Here is a 17,880-nt window from a genome sequence, read left to right as displayed (position 1 = left end):
CGCTCGTTCCTCGCTCGCTCAGGACCCGGGGCGTGCGACAGTCCGATCCCCGGGTCCTGAGCGAGGAGCGCCAGCGACGAGACGAAGGACGTCAGTCACGATCCTCGGCCCGCTTCGCCTCGCGCTGTCTCCTGCTCCATCCGGGCAGGTCCTCGTACTTCACGTCTATGAGGAGCTGCTTCTTGGCTCGCGACCAGCCGTGGATCCGGCGTTCCCATCCGTATGCTTCGTCCACACGCGAGAACTCCGCACACCACACGAGTTCGACCGGACGGCGTCGTCTCGTGTAGTCGCCGCCCTCGCCGAACTCGTGCTGGGCGAGACGGTACTCGAGGTTCCAAGTGCTCCCGGTGTAGAGGCTGCCATCCGAGCACTTCAGGATGTAGACGTGAGGCATGACGGCGAAGGTACGCCGTTCCGGGACGGGGCGCCTGGAGTTCTCCACAGCGGCACGTCCTTCGTCTCGCTTCGCTCGCTCAGGACCCGGGTGCCCGGCTCCTGAGCGAGGAGCGCCAGCGACGAGCGCCGTGCTGAGCGAGCGCAGCGAGACGAAGTGACGAAGGGCGGTCGCTGGCGACCCGGGCGGGAGAGGTCTCAGGACAGAGGGTAGAGGCGGGCGGCAGTGCCGGTCCAGAAGGCCGGGCTGTCGGGCATCACGCGGGAGACGGCGTCGACGACCTCGGCGTAGGTGTGCGTGCGGGCCGACATCGGCCAGTCACTGCCGAACATCAGGCGGTCGGCGCCGAAGAGGCCCCGCGCCGTGCGGGCGAGCGCCGAGAGCTCGGCATCCGTCCGAGTCGGCGAGAGCAGCCCGGAGAACTTCGCGTATGTGTTGCCGGCGGCGGCGAACGCCGCCAGACCCGACCGCCACGCCTCCGTGGCCGCGCCGTGGCCGAGGCCCAGATGGCACAGCACGATCGGCGTCGCCGGATGCCGGCCGGCGAGCGCTGCCGCGCCCGGCAGCTGCTCCGGGCGCAGCAGCAGCTCCAGCACCCGTCCTGCAGACCCCAGGGCGTCGGTCAGGGCGTCCAGACCCGGCACGTCCGAGAGATCGGCCGCGAACTGCGGGATCGCCGCACGGATGCCGCTGAACGTGGCGTCCTCGAACGCCGTGGCGCCCAGGACTCGTCCCGGCTCGGGTTCGTACTGCAGTACGGCGCGGGTGAGCATCTGGTCCGTCGCGGTCGTCGCCGCCAGCCAGCGCGCCTCCTCGACGGAGTCCGCGACCTGCACGGCGACGGCGGCCGAGACCCCGCAGGGCGCGGCCGCGTCGCGAAAGGCTTCCGGCGCGGAGACAGGGGGCAGACCGAGGCCGTCATGGAACCACGGGATCGGGAACGCGTCGACGTCCCAGATGTGCACGTGTGCGTCCACGATGTCCATCAGGCGGCGACCACCTCGTCGAGCGCGCTCCAGAGTTCGTCCGGGATCGCGGCATCCCGTCCGCGCACGAACGCGAGCACCTCTTCCGGCGTGCGCGCCCCGACCACGACACCGTCGGCGCCGTGCCGCAGCGGGAACTGCACCGCGGCATCCGCGAGTGTCGCGCCGTGCGACGCGCACACGTCCCGCATGCGCAGCGCGCGCTCGATGAGGACGTCATCGGCGCGGCGGTAGTCGAAGAACGGCGACCCCTCCGGGTCCACGAGGATCCCGGAGTTGAACACCCCCGCAGCCACGATCGAGATGCCTCGCTCCGCGGCGAGCGGCATCAGCCGCTCCTGGGCGCCGCGGTCGATCAGGGTGAGCCTTCCCGCCTCCATCAGCACGTCGACCGGCGCCTCGGCGGCGTACCGCTCGAGCACGGGGAGGACCCCGTTGCCGATGCCGATGGCTCGCACGACGCCCTGCTCGCGCAGCTCGGTCATGGCGGTCAGCGCTCCCGACAGGGCGGCATCCACGTCGAGCGGGTCATGCAGATAGAGCACGTCGACCCGGTCGGTGCCGAGCAGAGCGAGGCTGCTCTCCAGACTGCGCCACACCGCATCCCGGCTGAGGTCGGCGACCGAGTCCCGGCCGACGGAGCCCGGAGCGACCGTGCTCCCAGCGGCATCCACCAACAGGCGGCCCACCTTCGTGCCCAGCGCGTACGAGTCGCGCGGCACACCTTGCAGGGCGAGGCCGAGACGGCGCTCGCTCTCGCCCGAGCCATATAGGGGCGCGGTGTCGAAGAATCGCACTCCGGCGTCCAGCGCGGCGTGCACGGTGGCGACGGCGTCGTCGTCGGCGACCGGTGTGAACAGATTCCCGATGGGCGCGCAGCCGAGCCCGAGGTCGTCGCGCAGCCACGGAACGGGTGTCAGCGGGTGGAAGGCTGCAGGGAGCGCCATGCCTCGTACTCCTCGCGGGTGTCGGGGGTGAGCGGGTAGTAGTCGCTCAGCCGTGCGCCCTCGTCGAGTCGGCTGCGGCTGAACACCTCCCATTCCTCGTGATCACGTGCCGATGCGACCACCTGCGGGGCCATGGCCTGTGGCACCACGACAGGGCCGTCGTCGTCGGCGATCACCAGGTCGCCCGGCATGCACAGCGCGCCGCCGACGGCGACCGGCACGTCGTACGCCCAGGGCGCCAACTCGGACTGCGAGGCGTAGTGCGGGGTCGTCCCCGTGCACCACACCGGGATGCCGAGCTCGCGGATGCGCCCGGCGTCGCGGATGCGGCCGTCGACGACGATGCCCGCGCCGCCCTTGCGCATGAAGTAGCGCACCAGGATGTCGCCGAGGCATCCCGAGAACCTGCTGCCGTACGCCTGCACCACCAGCACGTCGCCCGGCTGCACCGCCTCGAGCACGTGCCACAGGGCGGTGTGCCGCTCGGCGTACTCCTGCTCGACGCCGGCGGAGGAGTCCTGCGGCAGCGCCATGTCCTCGCGCTGCGGCATGAACTGCAGCGTGAGCGCGGAGCCGACGACGCGGCTGCCCGTCGTGAGCGGAGTCGGGCCCTCGACGAACGTGCGGCGGATGCCGAGCTGATGCAGCTTCGCGCACGCCGTCGCCGACGACAGCGACGAGAAGTCCTCGACGAGGGCGGCGTCGGGGCGGGAGTAGGCCGCGCCCCGCACCGGGAGGGCGAAGTCGGGGCGGATCAGTTCGGCGGTCATGCGTGTCCTTCGGTGATGAGATGCCGGGGCGAACCTGCCGCCCTGGCGAGGGTGAGGTCGAGGTCGGCACCGTGCGCAGGCGGCAGCGTCACCACGAGGTCGTCGTCGCACTCCGCGGTGCGGGTCACGACGGCGCCGGCGGGAGCGGCGTAGGAGCCGGATGCCCCGGGGTAGCCACCCGCTTCCTCGACGCGCGCCGCGACCGAGACGACGCGGTCCAGGCCGAAGCGGCCGCCACGGATCCGCACGGTGCGCGTGTGCACGACCGAGGTGTTCACCAGTCGCAGCCCGATGTCGTCGCCGTCGAGGCGGTGCACGAGCGCGGCGACGTCCTGGGGGATGCCGGGTCTGCCGCGATCGACGTCCTCGTAGCGCAGCGCGGTGAAGCCGAGGCCGCCGTTGTAGAGCACCTGGGGAGCGCCGCCGACGAGCTGCGTGAGCACCTCGGTGGCGACGGGGTTCACTCGCTGCCAGAAGTGCAGATGAGCGGCATCCGGATCGGTGCCGTCGGCGAGCATCATCGCGGTGCGCCGGGCGACCTGGCCGAGCGCCATCTCGAGCGCGCGCTCCGGGTACTCCGGCAGGTCACCGGACAGGTACGCGAACCAGCCCGCTTCGTGGCCGGCCTCCTCCTTGTCGCGGAACGGCGCGACAAGGTCGGCGGATGTCGGGATGCCGTCGGCGATGCGCTGCAGGCGGGCACGGTCGCTCTCGTCGCGGGTCCACCACCACAGCCAGACCGGCAGATCGAGCTGCAGTGGGCCGAAGTCGAACCAGCCGTCGAGGCTGTGCCGGTACGGCACCAGCATCCCCGGCTCGTGCGCGGCGTCGCCGAACCGGGCCATCCACCCACCGCGCAGGCTGTACGTGCTGTCCGCGACCGTGCCGGTGCGCGCCTGGTCGAGCACCGTGTCGAGCATGGTGCGCACCAGGTCGAGAGCGGCATCGTCGCGGGTGATCAGGGCGTGGTTGAGCGCGCCGATGAGCGCGCTCATGCCGACCGAGTGCAGGCCGTGCGGCCAGGCCCAGCCGTAGTGGCCACCCCACCAGCGGCCGTCCTGCAGCGAGCCGACCTCGCCGTCCGGGCCGACGTTGTCGGGCATCAGGCCGCCGTCGGCGCGCTCGCGCCAGCCGTCGACGTACCGCCGCACCCAGTCCGCGGCCTCGTCGTCGCCGGCGTACAGCCAGAGGTTCGCGGCGAGCGATGTGGCGGCCAGGTTCACCGCCACGTCACCGGCGGCCCTGTGCTGCATCTCGGCGGTCATCCGTGCGGCGTTCCGCGGGTCGGCGAGATCGTCCCACTCGCGGATGCCGTCGAGCCCGTGCACCGGCAGGCCGTACGGGCGCATCTCGGCGCGGTCGGCCGAGTAGGGTGCGAGCCGGCCGTCCTCATCCGGGTCGTCCAATCCGACGCGGGCGCCGAGGGCGCCGTTGTGCGGAGCGCGGATGATGTTGCGCTCGGCGTCGTAGTTGCCGTGCACGGGGTCGAGGAACAGGTCGGCGAAGCGCCGGGCCCGCTCGGCGAATGCAGGGTCGTCCGGATCGGCTGCGCAGATGCCGGCGAAGAGCAGCAGCGACTCGCCCTGATGGAACCAGTCGTAGCCGTTCTCGTACTCGTCGGTGAGCATGCCGGCCTCGGCGAGCTGGCGGGTCACGCCCTCCCAGTGCCGCTTCGCGTCGGAGAGCACCTCGTCGGGCCCGCCGAGCAGGTAGAACGCCGGCCAGTTGAAGAACGGCTCGTACAGGTCGTCCACGCCGTCCCGATCCTCGAACTCGGCGACGCCGCGCAGCCGTCCGTCCGGCAGCGTGTACCGTTCGGAGAACACGCGCCGCGCGCTCTCGATCTCGTCGAACAGCCGGCGCTGCAGCACGGCCCACGCCGGGATCGTGCGCAGCGGGGAGGCGTACTCGTCAGTCACCGGGATCAGCCCTTCGTCGCCCCGGCGGCAAGGCCGCCGATGATGTGCCGCTGCATGAGGACGAAGAACACCAGGGCGGGCAGCACCGCCAGCAGCAGCGTCGGGAAGACCTGCGTGTAGTCCGTGGAGAACTGTCCGACCGCGGCGTACACGCCGGTGGTCACCGTGTAGATCCCCGAGCTCGGGCCGAGGATGATCTGCGGACTGACGAAGTCGTTCCACACCCCGATCGAGTTCAGCACCACGATGGTCGCGACCACGGGCTTCATGATCGGGAAGATGCAGGACCAGAACCCCCGGATCCTGCCGGCGCCGTCCAGCGCCGCCGCCTCGTCGATCTCCCGGGGGACCGACCGCAGGTAGGCCGTGAACAGGAAGATCGTCACCGGCAGCGTCGCGGCCGTCTCGAACAGGATGAACCCGGGGATCGTGTTGATCAGGCCGAGGATGCGCAGCACGAACACGACGGGGATCAGCGTGACCTGTCCGGGGATGAACAGGCCCGAGACGAACAGCAGCAGCAGCCCGAGGTGCCACTTGGATCCGCCGCGCGCGATCACGTAGGCCACGGGAGCCGACAGCACGATGCAGAAGATGTTCACCAGCACGACGAACAGCAGGGTCACGCCGTAGGCGGCGATGACGTTGAACTTGCTGCTGGTGATCGCGGCCCAGAGGTACTCGAAGGTGAAGCTCTGCGGCGTGATCAGCAGCGGGTTCTCGATGATCTCGGCCTGCGGTTTGAAGGCGTTGATCACCATCGTGTACATCGGGATGAGCATCCCGATCGCGATGACGCCGAGCACGATCCAGCGGATCGTCGAGACGGCGACGGAGGGGCGGTTTCGTGTCTGCTTCATCAGTCGGTGACCTTCTGCTCTGCGCGGCGACGCACCAGCGTGACGGCCAGGCCGATCACGGCGGTGACGATGAGGAGCACCATCGACTGCGCGGCGCCGAAGCCGAGCTCGGAGTTCGCGAAGGAGTTCTTCAGGATCTGGTAGACGATCGTCTGGGTGGAGCCGGCCGGACCGCCGTCGGTGAGTGAGAGCACCACGTCGTAGACCTTGAGCAGCCCGACCAGGGTGAGCACGATGTTCACGGTGAACACCGGTGCGATCAGCGGGAGCGTGATGGAGCGGAACTGCTGCCAGCGCGAGGCACCGTCGACGGTCGCGGCCTCGTAGTACTCGGCCGGCACCGACTTGATGCCGGCGAGGAACAGGATCATGTTGAAGCCGAAGTGCGCCCACGCGATGGTGAAGATGACGCTGGCCTTCGCGAAGGTGGGGTCCGTGAGGAACGGCATCGCCGGAAGGCCGATGGTGCTCAGCACACCGTTGACGGCCCCCTGTGGGGAGAGCATCGCCGACCAGATGAAGCCGATGATCAGCGAGCTGATCACGTAGGGGTAGAAGAAGATCGTGCGCAGCAGCGTGTTCGAGCGCCCGGGGCCGGAGATCAGTGCGGCGACGGCGAGGCCGATGCCGTTGCACAGCACGGTGCCGACCACGGCCACGATCCCGGTGAAGATCGCCGCATCGATCGAGCGCGGGTTGCGGAACGCCTTGGCGTAGTTGTCCCAGCCGATGAAGTCGAAGTTCAGGCTGTAGCCGTTCCAGTTGGTGAAGCTCAGCACGGCGGCGAGGATCATCGGGATCACGAACATCGCGATGAAGACGGCCACCGCCGGTGCGGCCATGAGGAAGCCCGGCAGGCGCAGCTGCCAGGTCTGGAGCGCCGAGCGGCGCCGAGGAGCGAGGGTCGTGCTCATGGGGATGAGCTCCGATTCGGGTCGGGTGCGGAACATTTCTTCTTCGCTGTCCTGTGCGGATGCCGACAGTGCGGCCGGGGCGGAGGACCGCCCCGGCCGCAGACGGTCAGCCGGCGTTCGCCGCGAACCAGTCGTCCATGGACTTCAGCATGTCGGCGGCCTTGGTCCCGCCGATCAGCGCCTGCGTCTGCGTGTTCAGCTCTTCGGAGTAGCCCGTGGGCATCGTGCGCTCGCCGTAGCCGCCGCCCGTGGGGGTGTACGCGTCCTCCGGGGTGTCGGCACTGATCTTCTGCAGCTCCTCGCCGAGCGGGGTCATCTCGTACTCGTAGCCGTCGCGGAAGTTACCGTCGACCGCGAGCTGGTCGGTGACGGCCTTCTTGTCGGTCACGAGGAACTCGATCAGCTGGGCCGCGGCATCCTGATTCTTCGTCGCCTTGAGGATCGAGTACGGGCTGGCGATGTTGGCGCCCATGGCAGGCTGCTCGTCGGCGTCGAACGCGGGGGCGCGGAACACACCGATGTCGGCGGAGTCCGCAGCCTTGGCCTGGGTCCCGGCGAACCAGCTCCCCATCGGGTAGACGGCACTCTTCCCGGAGAGGAAGGCCTGCTCGGCATCGGGGTACTTGATCCCGAGTGCGTCCTTGGGGATGTAGCCCTTCGCGACCCAGTCGGCGTAGGTGTCCACCGCGTCGCCGTACGTCTCGCTGAAGGTGACATCGCCCGCGGAGATCTCCTGGAACCACTTCGGGTTCTCGGCGATGACCGACGGCAGGCCGAGCGCCTGCAGCGCGTGGCTGGTCATCCAGTCGCCGCCGGTCTGGACCGTCGTCGTCCAGCCCGCCTTCTGCAGCTTGTCGAGGTCCTCGGTGAGCTCGTCGACGGTGGTGGGAACCTCGGTGATCCCCGCCTCTTCGAACGCGGTCTTGTTGTAGAAGAACAGGCTTTGAAGCTGGTAGCCGATGCCGGCCATGTACGTCTTGCCGTCGATCGAGTACTGCTCTGCGAGCGGGCCCTTCTTCGCCCAGTCGTACTCGGACAGGTCGACCAGTTCGGGCGCGAGCGTGGGCGTCGGGGCGATCGACTGCACGATGTCGGGAGCGTCACCGGCCGCGAGCAGCCGCGGCACCGCCGCTGCGACGCCCTCCGCGCCGGGGTTCTGGATGACGACGTCGATGTCCTTGTGCTCCTTCTCGAAGGGTGCGACGAGGTCGTTCCAGAACTCCTCGGTGAGGTTGGGGGTGACGTTCACGAGCACGCGCAGCGTGGTCTTCCCGTCGGCCGAGGCGGAGTCGCCGCCGGACGAGCCGCTGCAGCCCGCGAGGGCGAGGGCGGCGATGGCGGAGATGCCGACGACGGGGAGGAGGCGGCGCTTGATCATCGTTGATCCTTTCCAGGTGGTGGGACACTGGGGACATTACACTAATCGATAATCGTTTGTGAAGAGTTCTCGACGGATCAGTCGAGCGGCGAACGGGCAGGTAGCGTCGACCCGTGGCATCCGTTCTCTCCTCCGCAGGCCGGCGCACGACCCTCGGCCTGCTCATCGCCGTGGCCGCGGCATTCTCGTTCGGCATGTCCGGCGCCTGGGCGCGCGGGCTCATCGACGCCGGCTGGACGCCGGGCGCCGCCGTCACCGTGCGCGTCTGGGTGGGCGCGATCGCCCTGCTGATTCCCACCCTCCTCGCACTGCGCGGACGCTGGGGAGCGGTGCGCCGTAACGCGGGGATGGTTCTCGCCTACGGCCTGCTCGCCGTCACCGCGACGCAGCTGTTCTACTTCCAGGCGGTGGCCGTGATGGATGTCGGCATCGCGCTGCTCATCGAGTACACCGCACCCGTGGCCGTGGTGCTCTGGCTCTGGATCCGCCGGGGTGAGCGCCCCTCCGCGCGCAGCATCGCCGGCGCCGTGGTCGCCTTCGTCGGGCTCGTGCTCATGCTCGACATCGTCACCGGCGCGCGGCTCGACCTCGGCGGCATCCTCTGGGCGCTCGGCGCCATGGTCGGCGCGGCGGCGTACTTCATCCTCTCGGCCCGCAGCGACACGGGCGTGCCGCCGATCGCGCTCGCCGGGCTCGGCCTGCTGATCGGCGCGGTCGGGCTCACCCTCGCCGGCGTGCTCGGCGTGCTGCCGATGACCTGGACCACAGACGACATCGCGTATCGATTCGGCACGGTCCCGTGGTTCGTGCCGGTGCTCGCGATCGGACTCGTCGCCGCCGCACTCGCCTACGTGCTCGGGATCGTCTCGACCCGGATGCTCGGTTCACGCCTGGCGTCGTTCGTCGCGCTCGCCGAGGTGGTGGCGGCGATGCTGTTCGGCTGGCTGCTGCTGGGCCAGCTGCCCGACCTGCTGCAGGCCATCGGTGCGGCGCTGGTGCTGGCCGGCGTCGTGCTGGTGAAGCTCGGCGAGCCGCAGGCGCCCGAGTTCGTGGAGCCGCTGCCGGAGCCGGTGGACGGGTAGTTCTCCCCATCGCCGCCGCCCGTCGCGACGTCTATGCTGGCGAGGGCTAGCGGAGGAGGCGATCATGGCGGATGGGGTGGAGATCCCGCTCGAGTCGATGCAGGCGCTGAGCGAGGCGCTGGGCGACATCATGAGCGAGTTCGATGAGAAGGGCGCCGGTGCACGCACCGGGAAGCTGCTCGATGCCATCGATCGGCCTCTCGGCGACTCGCGGCTGGCCCGTGCCGCCGACGAGTTCGAATCCGCGTGGGACGACAAGCGCGAGACGCTTCGGCTCGATCTCGAAGAGATGAAGAAGCGCATCGATGACGCGCGCGACGGATGGCGGGAAGCCGACCTCGAACTGGCCCGGAGCATGGAGCCCAAGGAATGACCGAGAACTCCTACATCTACTCCCAGGCCGACATGCCGCACACCCCGGGGCGGCGCGAGGTCCGCGAGATCGACGGCGATCCGGATGCGATCGCCGCACACGCCGCGGACATCGCAGCGCTCGGCGAGAAGATGGCACGCGCGGCACGCACGCTCGAGCTCTTCGCCGACGGCACCGTCGGCAAGGGCGAGTCCTTCGAGGCGATCCGGGAACAGGCCAAGGAGGTCCACAGCGACCTGTCCACCGCTGCGAAGCGCTATCTGCCCAGCGGCGAGACGCTTGCGGCGTACAGCAACAAGCTGCGTACGGCGCAGGGCGAGACCGGCTGGCGGGTCAGCGGCGCCGAGCGCACCTGGGAAGAGGTGCGGGCAGCGTCGCAGGTGCTCGGCGAGGCGTCGGGTGCGAAGCGGGAGTGGGAGTGGAACGAGTCCCACGACGTCGAGCAGACCGGGACGGCCCCGACCGATCACGCGGAACAGGGCGCCTTCGACGCCGCGGTCGAGAACTGGGAGTACTACTGGGGTTCCTACGACGCCCCGGTCGAGACCTGGGAGAGCGCCTACGAGACCGCGTGCTCCGGACTCGAGAAGGTCAACGCCGACGGCGTCTCGGACAGCTTCTGGGACAACTCGATGCCGTTCGTTGAGGCGATGCTCACTGTGCTGCTGTACGTCGGAATCGCCCTCATGGTCGTGGCCTTCTTCGTCACCGGCCCGCTCGCGCTCCTCGCCGGAGTGCTCGCCGCCGTCGCGGGGGTGCTCAGCCTGCTCGGCGAGATCGCCAAGCTCAACGCAGGACGCGGTGACTGGACCAGCGTCGCGCTCGCCGCCATCGGCATCATCCCGTTCGGCAAGCTCGCGAAGTTCGCGTCCTTCGTGAACCCCGGCAAGTTCCCCAAGGTCGCGGCGGTTTTCCGCATCGCAGGAGACGATTTCGCGCAGTACGGCAGCAAGCTCGACGAGTTCGTGGGCGGCAAGGTCAAGAACCTGTTCGATGTCGTCGGCAAGAACGGCGAGATCCTCGTGCGGAGTCCGCATGGGTTGAACTCGCAGAACCTCATGCGCATGCTCTACACGCCGAAGTTCCTGGTGCAGAACTTCGGCTGGACAGGTGGGGGGCGCGCAGGCTGGGAGGCTCTTCTGGGCAACCCGGCGACCACTGCCGAGGCGTTCGGCGGCGGGGTGGATCTGTACGTCAAGGTCGTCAGCACGCTGAAGGACCTCAAAGAGAAGTTCGACTGAGCCGTTAGGCTCGATCCCGACCGATCCATCCCGAGCACACAGGGAGCCCGCCGATGTCCTTGCGCGCCGAACTCGTCGAGTCCGCGGGAGGGATGCCCGCGTTCGCAGTGCTTCTGCCTACGGGATGGGAAGCGTCAGATGCCTCCTTCAGGTCGATGCGACCGCGGCTCGAAGCCGTGCTGGATCAGCTTCCGGAATCGAACCGCGCAGTGCTGCGATCGCGCATCGAAGGGATGCTGGCGTCCGCGCGCGCGGAGGCCACGCGGGCCGAGATAGTCCGAGTCTTCGCTCCTGCCGGAGTCGCACCCGAGGAGTTCGTGCCGGTCAGCTTGGTCGCATCGTGGCTGCGCGCGCCGAAGGGCGGTTCGTTGCAGGATGTCGGCAGCGGCCTGATCTCGTCGCGGGGGGCCGCGCCGCTCGACCCCGGCGGCACAATTCTGCGGTGGCCGATGGAGCAGACCGTGGCGGTGGAAGACGGAGAGGTGGAGGTCGCGGGCGCCGGTTATCTGCTCCCGGTCCCCGGGCATCCCTCGGTGGGCCTGATGTTCCGCTCGCAGATCCTGCGCGACGCCGGAGGCGCGAGGCTGCCGGATGAAGGGGAGCAGACGGTGTCCCGGCTGTGCGACGCGATCGTCGCCAGCGTGAGGTGGCGACGTGACTGAGCTCGTGTTCCGCCCCGATCCTGACGTGTGGCAGGTGGTACCGGGGATGCCGGAAGCAGCGGACTGGTACGGGAACCAGGTGCAGTCCGCCCCAGCCGAGGCGCGGGATGCGGTTGCCACGGCATCCGCCCTTGCGCTGCGTGCAAGGGTCGATAGTGGTCTTGTCGCGGTGCTGCTGCTGGCAGAGCCTGTGGCAGACGTGTATGCGATGCTCGGCATCGCGGCGCTGGACGATGCTCCCGTTCCGCTGACGGCAGCCGGCGCTGTCACGGTCGCCGAACGGCTTGTTCCGTCGCCGTGGTCGGCTGATGCGGTGCCCGTCGATCTCGGTGCGGTTTCCGGCTGGCGCGTGACGCTGCTCGACCCCGAGGCGGCCGGCGGGGACGAGCAGGTGGCGATTCCGCGGACGGTATCCACGGTCTACGTCGTCGGAGTTCATGGACGCCTCGTCGTCGCGGCGTTGACGTCGCTTCCGCCATTGGCTGCGGCCGTCGTGCAGGTCCACGCCGACAATGTGGTCGCGACGTTCGACGTGGAGGAAGGGCCCGCACGGCATGGTTTCTGAGGACGAGAGCGCGCGTCGTCAGTCCGACCCGAAGAGCATCGAGCTCGCCGCTTTCACTGAGGCGGGGCACAGCGACGTCGGGGGGCGGCTGTGGGACCGATCGCGCGAGGCCGCTGAGCAGGCCTGGCGGGACTGCCGCAGAGGCATGCGCAAGAAGTACGGTGCCCGCAGCCCGCATGGCGGGTGGTCATTCTTCGTGTTGTTCGCAGCGGTACTTTTTGGCGCGTTTGCGGCGGCACTCGCGAGCGGATTCCGTACGGATCCGACCGAGACGTCGGCGGCGACGGCAGTTCTCGCGGCGCTCGCTGGAGTCGCCGACCTGATCGTGCTGCTGACCGCCGGATGGCGCGCGTGGAACTGGGCAGCCGTACGACTGCAGATCGGCGTAGCGGTCGCCACTGGAGCAGCGGCCGCTTTCCAGTTGTCCCGCCCGGTCACCTGGGTGACTCCCATCGTGGTGGGTACGGCTGTGGTGGGCGTCGCCGGTGTGCTGATGATCTTTCTGGTGCGGGCGCTGCGCCCGGGCGAGCGCAGCGAGATGGACACCCTGATCAGTGCTGCGGTCGCGGAGATGCAGCCCGATGTCGATGCGACTGCCGCGAGGCTGCAGGCCGAGGTTCTCGCAGAGCTCAGCTCGGAGGAACAGAGGCGCATCCTCGCCGTGCGCACGAAGTGGCTATCAGGAGAAGAATCCGAGACGCCGGCCGGCGGCCTGATCATCGCTGGGTTCCTGACGGACTGGAACCCGTATCTCGCGTCTGAGCGCCGACGGCGGGTCGGCTGATTCGCGCGGTCGGTATACGTTTCGGGGACCACGCATGGCTGAGGATCACGCGGCACAGAGCGTCGAGGTGCGCTCGGCGTTGCCGACGAACCCTTCGCACATCGACCCGAAGGAGGTCGAACGCGTGGTCTTCGAGACGGTCGGCCATCGCGATCTGGGACTGCGGATCTGGCATGAGTCCCGGGAGGCTGCGGAACAGGCCTGGAGGGACTGTCGTGCGCGGATGCGGGCGCGATTCGGTGCACGCAGTCCGCACGGCTGGTCGATGATCGTCCTGTTCGGGGCGCTGTTGTGCGCTGCGGTGGCGGCAGTGTTGACGAGCGGTTTCCGGTTCGACCCGGCCGAGACGGCGACCGCGGTGGCCGTTCTCGCGGGAATCGCGGGGCTGCTGGATCTGGCGATGCTGCTCGCCTGGGGACTTCGGCCGGTGAACTGGGCGGCGGTCCGGATGCAGATCGGTCTGGGGATCGCGCTGGGTGCTGCGTCGGCGTTCCAACTGTCGCGACCGGCGACCGCGTGGACGGCTTTCGTCGTCGTCGCCGGCGTGATCGGCGCCGGCGGGGTCGCCCTCGTACTGATCGTACGGGCGCTGCGCCCGGAGGAACGGCACGAGGTCGACACGATGATCAACAACGCAGTCGCGGCGATGCAGCCGGAGGTCGATGCGACCGCCGCTCGGCTCAAGGCGCAGGTGGACGACGCGCTGTCGGTTGCGGAACGGGAACAGATCGTCGCACTGCGCACGCGCGTACTGGCCGATCTCGCAGCCGAGGGGCTCGCTCTGGAAGCCGTTCCCGACGGCACACCGGCCGGTGGGGTGATCATCTCGGCGATGCTGGAGCGTTGGCACCCGTACGCGAACAGCGCGGAATAGCTTGTATACGTTCAATCACTGAAATGCGCATAGGACCGCTGCGCGGCGCTCTTATGTATACAATAATGGCATGCGAGCGAGTGACCGGGCCTATGCCGAGCTGCTGGAGGACATCCAGTCCGGCGCGCTGCCGTCGGGCTTCGTGCTCAGCGAGGTGGAGCAGGCGGCGCGCCTCGGCGTGAGCCGCACGCCTCTGCGCGAGGCCCTGCGCCGGCTCGTCGCCGACGGCCTGGTCGTGCAGCAGTCGCCGCGCGTGACCGTGGTCGCCGACCTGGATGCCGGTGACATCCGCGCTCTGTTCGAGATCCGCCGCGCGCTCGAGGAGACCACCGCGCGGCTCGCCGCTGAGCGCGGCGATGCCGAGGCCTTCCGCGCCCTGGCATCCGAGTTCGCGACCGTCGACCTGTCGGCTGACGAGGGGCGCGACGCCTACTACGCGCTGATCGCACGCCTCGACGCCGCGCTCGACGCGGCCGTCGCCAACGACTACCTGAGCTCGGCACTGCGCACCGTGCGCACCCACCTCGTCCGCGTGCGCCGGATGGCGCGCGACAAGCCCGAGCGGCTCGCCGCATCCGCCGCCGAGCACCTCACGATCGCCCGCGCGCTCGCCGCGCGCGACGGCGACCTCGCCGCCCACGCCACGCACGTGCACCTGCACAACGCGCTCACCAGCATCCTCGAGTCACTGCCGGAAGGAACCCCATGACCGTCTCCCACCACGTCCGCGTGTACCGCTCCGAAGAGGACCTGCCCCGCGAGGACCAGCTGGCCTGGAAGATCGCCCAGGTCGCCACAGACCCTGTCGAGGTCGACGCCGACGTCGTCGACATGATCATCAACCGCATCATCGACAACGCCTCGGTGGCAGCGGCATCCCTCACCCGCGGCCCCATCAACGCCGCCCGCGCCCAGGCTTTCAGCCACCCGGTCTCCACCGGCGGCAGCGGCTCGACCGTGTTCGGCGCCGCGCTCGACCACCGCACCAGCCCGGAGTGGGCCGCGTGGGCGAACGGCGTCGCCGTGCGCGAGCTGGACTACCACGACACCTTCCTCGCCGCGGAGTACTCGCACCCCGGCGACAACATCCCGCCGATCCTCGCGGTCGCGCAGCACGCGGGTCGTGACGGGCGCGACCTCGTCCGCGGCATCGCCACCGGCTACGAGATCCAGGTCGACCTGGTGAAGGCGATCTCGCTGCACGCGCACAAGATCGACCACGTCGCGCACCTCGGCCCGTCGGCCGCCGCCGGCATCGGCACGCTGCTCGGCCTCGACGCCGAGACCATCTACCAGGCGATCGGCCAGGCGCTGCACACCACCACCGCCACCCGTCAGAGCCGCAAGGGCGAGATCTCCACCTGGAAGGCGCACGCCCCGGCCTTCGCCGGAAAGATGGCCGTCGAGGCCGTCGACCGCGCCATGCGCGGGCAGACTTCGCCGTCGCCGATCTACGAGGGCGAGGACGGCGTGATCGCCTGGATGCTCGACGGCAAGGACGCCTCCTACGACGTGCCGCTGCCTGCCGCAGGCGAGGCCAAGCGCGCGATCCTCGACACGTACACGAAGGAGCACTCCGCCGAGTACCAGGCGCAGGCGCTGATCGACCTGGCTCGCAAGCTGCACGGTGAGCGCCCTGAACTCGCGGACCCCGCCAACGTCGCGTCGATCGTGATCCACACCAGCCACCACACCCACAACGTGATCGGCTCGGGCGCGAACGACCCCCAGAAGTACGACCCGAAGGCTTCGCGTGAGACGCTCGACCACTCGATCCCGTACATCTTCGCGGTGGCGCTGCAGGACGGCGCCTGGCACCACGTCGACTCGTACCTGCCTGCTCGCGCGGCGCGGCCCGACACCGTCGCGCTGTGGCACAAGATCACCACGGCGGAGGACACGGAGTGGACCCGCCGGTACCACTCGATCGACCCGGCCGAGAAGGCGTTCGGCGGTCGCGTGGAGATCACGCTCGCCGACGGCACGACGCTGACCGACGAGATCGCCGTCGCCGACGCGCACCCGCTCGGCGCCCGGCCGTTCGCCCGTGCGAACTACGTCGCGAAGTTCCGGATGCTGGCGGAGCCGGTGCTCGAGCCGGCCGAGATCGAGCGGTTCCTCGAGCTCGTCCAGCGTCTGCCCGAGCTCACCGCGGCGGAGGTCGCCGAGCTGAGCATCATCGCCAAGCCCGGCCTGCTCGAAGCTGCCCCGGCCCCGGCTGGACTGTTCTGAGCTGCATCGGCCGTTGAGCGAGCGGAGCGAGACGAAACGTCTCAGGTTCGCGTGACGCGTTTCGTCTCGCTCCTTCGTCGCTCGCTCAACGACCGGGACCTGACCCAAGGAGGATCTGATGCTGTACTCCACCACCACCGCCGCCGAGAAGCGCCGCCTGTTCCGCGAACGGCTCGCCTCGGGTGAGCTGCTGCGCTTCCCCGGCGCGTTCAACCCCCTGTCGGCCCGCCTCATCGAGCGCAAGGGCTTCGAGGGTGTCTACATCTCGGGCGCCGTGCTGTCGGCCGACCTGGGCTTGCCCGACATCGGTCTGACCACGCTCACCGAGGTCGCCGGCCGGGCGAAGCAGATCGCCCGGATGACCGACCTGCCCGCGATCGTCGACGCCGACACCGGATTCGGCGAGCCGATGAACGTGGCCCGTACGATCCAGGAGCTCGAGGACGCGGGCCTGGCCGGCACCCACATCGAGGATCAGATCAACCCGAAGCGCTGCGGTCACCTCGACGGAAAGGCCGTCGTCGACGAGCAGACCGCGATCAAGCGCATCCGAGCGGCGGCCGACGCCCGGCGCGACCCGAACTTCCTGATCATGGCGCGCACCGACATCCGTGCCGTCGAGGGGCTGGATGCCGCGATCGATCGCGCCAAGGCGCTGGTGGATGCCGGCGCCGACGCGATCTTCCCCGAGGCGATGCGCGATCTGTCCGAGTTCGAGGCGATGGCGAAGGCGCTTGAGGTGCCGATCCTCGCCAACATGACCGAGTTCGGCAAGAGCGACCTGTTCTCCGTCGATCAGCTGCGGGACGCGGGCGTGAACCTCGTGATCTGGCCGGTGTCGCTGCTGCGCATCGCGATGGGCGCGGCGGATCGCGCCCTCGACACGCTGATCGACGAGGGGCACCTCACGTCGAAGCTCGGCGAGATGCAGCACAGGGCCGATCTGTACGACCTGATCGACTACGAGCAGTACAACCACTTCGACCAGGGCGTGTTCAACTTCCAGATCGAGCGCTGACCTTCCGGGCCGTCGACCTCTCCCCAGCTCCGGTCTCACTCGTTGCGGGTGTTTCCGGCCTGGCACCCGCAACCCTTGAGACCGGAGCTGGAGAAGCCTGAAGGTCAGGGCAGGCGCGCGGCGTACTGGGAACGGATGCCGGGGACGAGCGCTCCCCGCTCAGCATCCGAACCGTCCTCCTCGCCCCACGACGGGCGTGCGCCCGTGAGCGCCCAGGCGGCCTGGGCGGCGGCGCCGAGCGCGACGTACTCCGCAGGCTCGGGCACGACGACCGGCAGGTCGAAGACCTGCGCGGCGATCGTCCGAACCGCCGGACTCTGCGCGGCACCGCCGATGAGCAGCACACGGGTGGGGGAGACCCCGTGCGCGCGGATCGCGTCCAGGCCCTCGGCGAGCCCGCAGAGCACCCCCTCGATCGCGGCCCTCGCGAGATTCTCGCGCGTCGTGCTCGCCAGCGTCATGCCGAACAGCGTCGCCGTGGCGTCGGGCAGGTTGGGCGTGCGCTCGCCTTCGAACCAGGGTTGCAGCACCAGGCCGGACGCACCGGGGTCGGCGGTGAGCGCCAGGTCGCTCAGGTCCGCGTGGTTCACACCGAGCAGCGCGGCCGTGGCATCCAGCACCCTCGCCGCGTTGAGCGTGGCGATCAGCGGGAGCCAGCCGCCCGCGGCATCCGCGAATCCGGCGACCGTGCCGCTGACATCGTGCACCGGGGCATCCGTCACGGCGAACACCGTGCCGGACGTGCCGATCGACACCACGGCGTCGCCGCTGCGTGCGCCGAGGCCGAGCGCCGCGCCGGCGTTGTCGCCGGCGCCGGCGGCGAAGCGGATGCCGGCGACGCCGGCGCCCGCACCCGGCTGGGCGGCAGTCGCCGCACC

19 protein-coding genes are annotated in these 17,880 nt (G+C 69.7%); 10 read left to right on the top strand and 9 right to left on the bottom strand.

The window, feature by feature from the left end:
• Nucleotides 1-91: 91 nt before the first annotated feature.
• The 8 genes from DY023_RS04240 to DY023_RS04205 form a co-directional block, all read right to left on the bottom strand.
• The gene (locus DY023_RS04240; RefSeq protein WP_116241150.1) at nt 92-397 is read right to left on the bottom strand and encodes a GIY-YIG nuclease family protein; all 306 of its coding nucleotides are present in this window, start codon (nt 395-397) and stop codon (nt 92-94) included.
• Nucleotides 398-594: 197 nt separating this feature from the next.
• Nucleotides 595-1,383 (bottom strand): amidohydrolase family protein, encoded by a 789-nt coding sequence (locus DY023_RS04235; RefSeq protein WP_116241103.1) that lies wholly within the window; start codon nt 1,381-1,383, stop codon nt 595-597.
• Complete coding sequence (locus tag DY023_RS04230) at nt 1,383-2,330, bottom strand: aldo/keto reductase (protein ID WP_116241102.1); 948 nt, start codon at nt 2,328-2,330, stop codon at nt 1,383-1,385. The genes DY023_RS04235 and DY023_RS04230 overlap by 1 nt, the downstream gene beginning before the upstream one ends.
• Nucleotides 2,300-3,100: an RraA family protein gene (locus DY023_RS04225; RefSeq protein ID WP_116241101.1), complete on the bottom strand. Its 801-nt coding sequence runs from the start codon at nt 3,098-3,100 to the stop codon at nt 2,300-2,302. The genes DY023_RS04230 and DY023_RS04225 overlap by 31 nt, the downstream gene beginning before the upstream one ends.
• A complete protein-coding gene (locus DY023_RS04220) occupies nt 3,097-5,019 on the bottom strand; it encodes a DUF8034 domain-containing protein (protein ID WP_245958587.1) in 1,923 nt (640 codons plus the stop codon). Before DY023_RS04220 ends, DY023_RS04225 begins: the two co-directional genes overlap by 4 nt.
• Before the next feature lie 5 nt (nt 5,020-5,024).
• Nucleotides 5,025-5,879 (bottom strand): carbohydrate ABC transporter permease, encoded by an 855-nt coding sequence (locus DY023_RS04215; protein ID WP_116241100.1) that lies wholly within the window; start codon nt 5,877-5,879, stop codon nt 5,025-5,027.
• The gene (locus DY023_RS04210) at nt 5,879-6,793 is read right to left on the bottom strand and encodes a carbohydrate ABC transporter permease (RefSeq protein WP_116241148.1); all 915 of its coding nucleotides are present in this window, start codon (nt 6,791-6,793) and stop codon (nt 5,879-5,881) included. Before DY023_RS04210 ends, DY023_RS04215 begins: the two co-directional genes overlap by 1 nt.
• 106 nt (nt 6,794-6,899) lie before the next feature.
• Complete coding sequence (locus DY023_RS04205) at nt 6,900-8,171, bottom strand: ABC transporter substrate-binding protein (RefSeq protein ID WP_116241099.1); 1,272 nt, start codon at nt 8,169-8,171, stop codon at nt 6,900-6,902.
• Between the two features lie 113 nt (nt 8,172-8,284).
• Between DY023_RS04205 and DY023_RS04200 the strand changes: the two genes are divergently transcribed.
• The 10 genes from DY023_RS04200 (at nt 8,285) to prpB (ending at nt 17,002) form a co-directional block, all read left to right on the top strand.
• Nucleotides 8,285-9,253: an EamA family transporter gene (locus DY023_RS04200; protein WP_116241098.1), complete on the top strand. Its 969-nt coding sequence runs from the start codon at nt 8,285-8,287 to the stop codon at nt 9,251-9,253.
• A 64-nt stretch (nt 9,254-9,317) separates the two neighbouring features.
• Nucleotides 9,318-9,626, top strand: coding sequence for a hypothetical protein (locus DY023_RS04195; RefSeq protein ID WP_116241097.1), 309 nt, complete (start codon nt 9,318-9,320; stop codon nt 9,624-9,626).
• Nucleotides 9,623-10,867, top strand: a complete 1,245-nt coding sequence (locus DY023_RS04190) for a hypothetical protein (RefSeq protein ID WP_116241096.1) — start codon at nt 9,623-9,625, stop codon at nt 10,865-10,867. Before DY023_RS04195 ends, DY023_RS04190 begins: the two co-directional genes overlap by 4 nt.
• A gap of 53 nt (nt 10,868-10,920) precedes the next feature.
• Nucleotides 10,921-11,529: a hypothetical protein gene (locus DY023_RS04185; RefSeq protein WP_147303260.1), complete on the top strand. Its 609-nt coding sequence runs from the start codon at nt 10,921-10,923 to the stop codon at nt 11,527-11,529.
• Complete coding sequence (locus DY023_RS04180) at nt 11,522-12,094, top strand: hypothetical protein (RefSeq protein ID WP_147303259.1); 573 nt, start codon at nt 11,522-11,524, stop codon at nt 12,092-12,094. Before DY023_RS04185 ends, DY023_RS04180 begins: the two co-directional genes overlap by 8 nt.
• Nucleotides 12,084-12,878: a hypothetical protein gene (locus tag DY023_RS04175; RefSeq protein ID WP_116241093.1), complete on the top strand. Its 795-nt coding sequence runs from the start codon at nt 12,084-12,086 to the stop codon at nt 12,876-12,878. The genes DY023_RS04180 and DY023_RS04175 overlap by 11 nt, the downstream gene beginning before the upstream one ends.
• A 34-nt stretch (nt 12,879-12,912) precedes the next feature.
• Complete coding sequence (locus DY023_RS04170) at nt 12,913-13,752, top strand: hypothetical protein (protein ID WP_116241092.1); 840 nt, start codon at nt 12,913-12,915, stop codon at nt 13,750-13,752.
• Nucleotides 13,753-13,822: 70 nt separating this feature from the next.
• Nucleotides 13,823-14,461, top strand: a complete 639-nt coding sequence (locus tag DY023_RS04165) for a GntR family transcriptional regulator (protein ID WP_116241091.1) — start codon at nt 13,823-13,825, stop codon at nt 14,459-14,461.
• Nucleotides 14,458-15,984, top strand: a complete 1,527-nt coding sequence (locus tag DY023_RS04160; protein ID WP_116241090.1) for an MmgE/PrpD family protein — start codon at nt 14,458-14,460, stop codon at nt 15,982-15,984. Before DY023_RS04165 ends, DY023_RS04160 begins: the two co-directional genes overlap by 4 nt.
• A 118-nt stretch (nt 15,985-16,102) precedes the next feature.
• Nucleotides 16,103-17,002, top strand: a complete 900-nt coding sequence (gene prpB, locus DY023_RS04155) for a methylisocitrate lyase (RefSeq protein ID WP_116241089.1) — start codon at nt 16,103-16,105, stop codon at nt 17,000-17,002.
• Nucleotides 17,003-17,106: 104 nt separating this feature from the next.
• Here the strand turns inward: prpB and DY023_RS04150 are convergent.
• Nucleotides 17,107-17,880 (bottom strand): FGGY-family carbohydrate kinase (locus DY023_RS04150; RefSeq protein WP_245958586.1); only part of this gene is annotated, 774 nt, incomplete at its 5' end.

This window comes from Microbacterium bovistercoris, assembly GCF_003387575.1.
GTDB lineage: Bacteria > Actinomycetota > Actinomycetes > Actinomycetales > Microbacteriaceae > Microbacterium > Microbacterium bovistercoris.
Note: the sequence above shows the minus strand (reverse complement) of the source record. Positions and strands in the feature narration are given on the sequence as shown.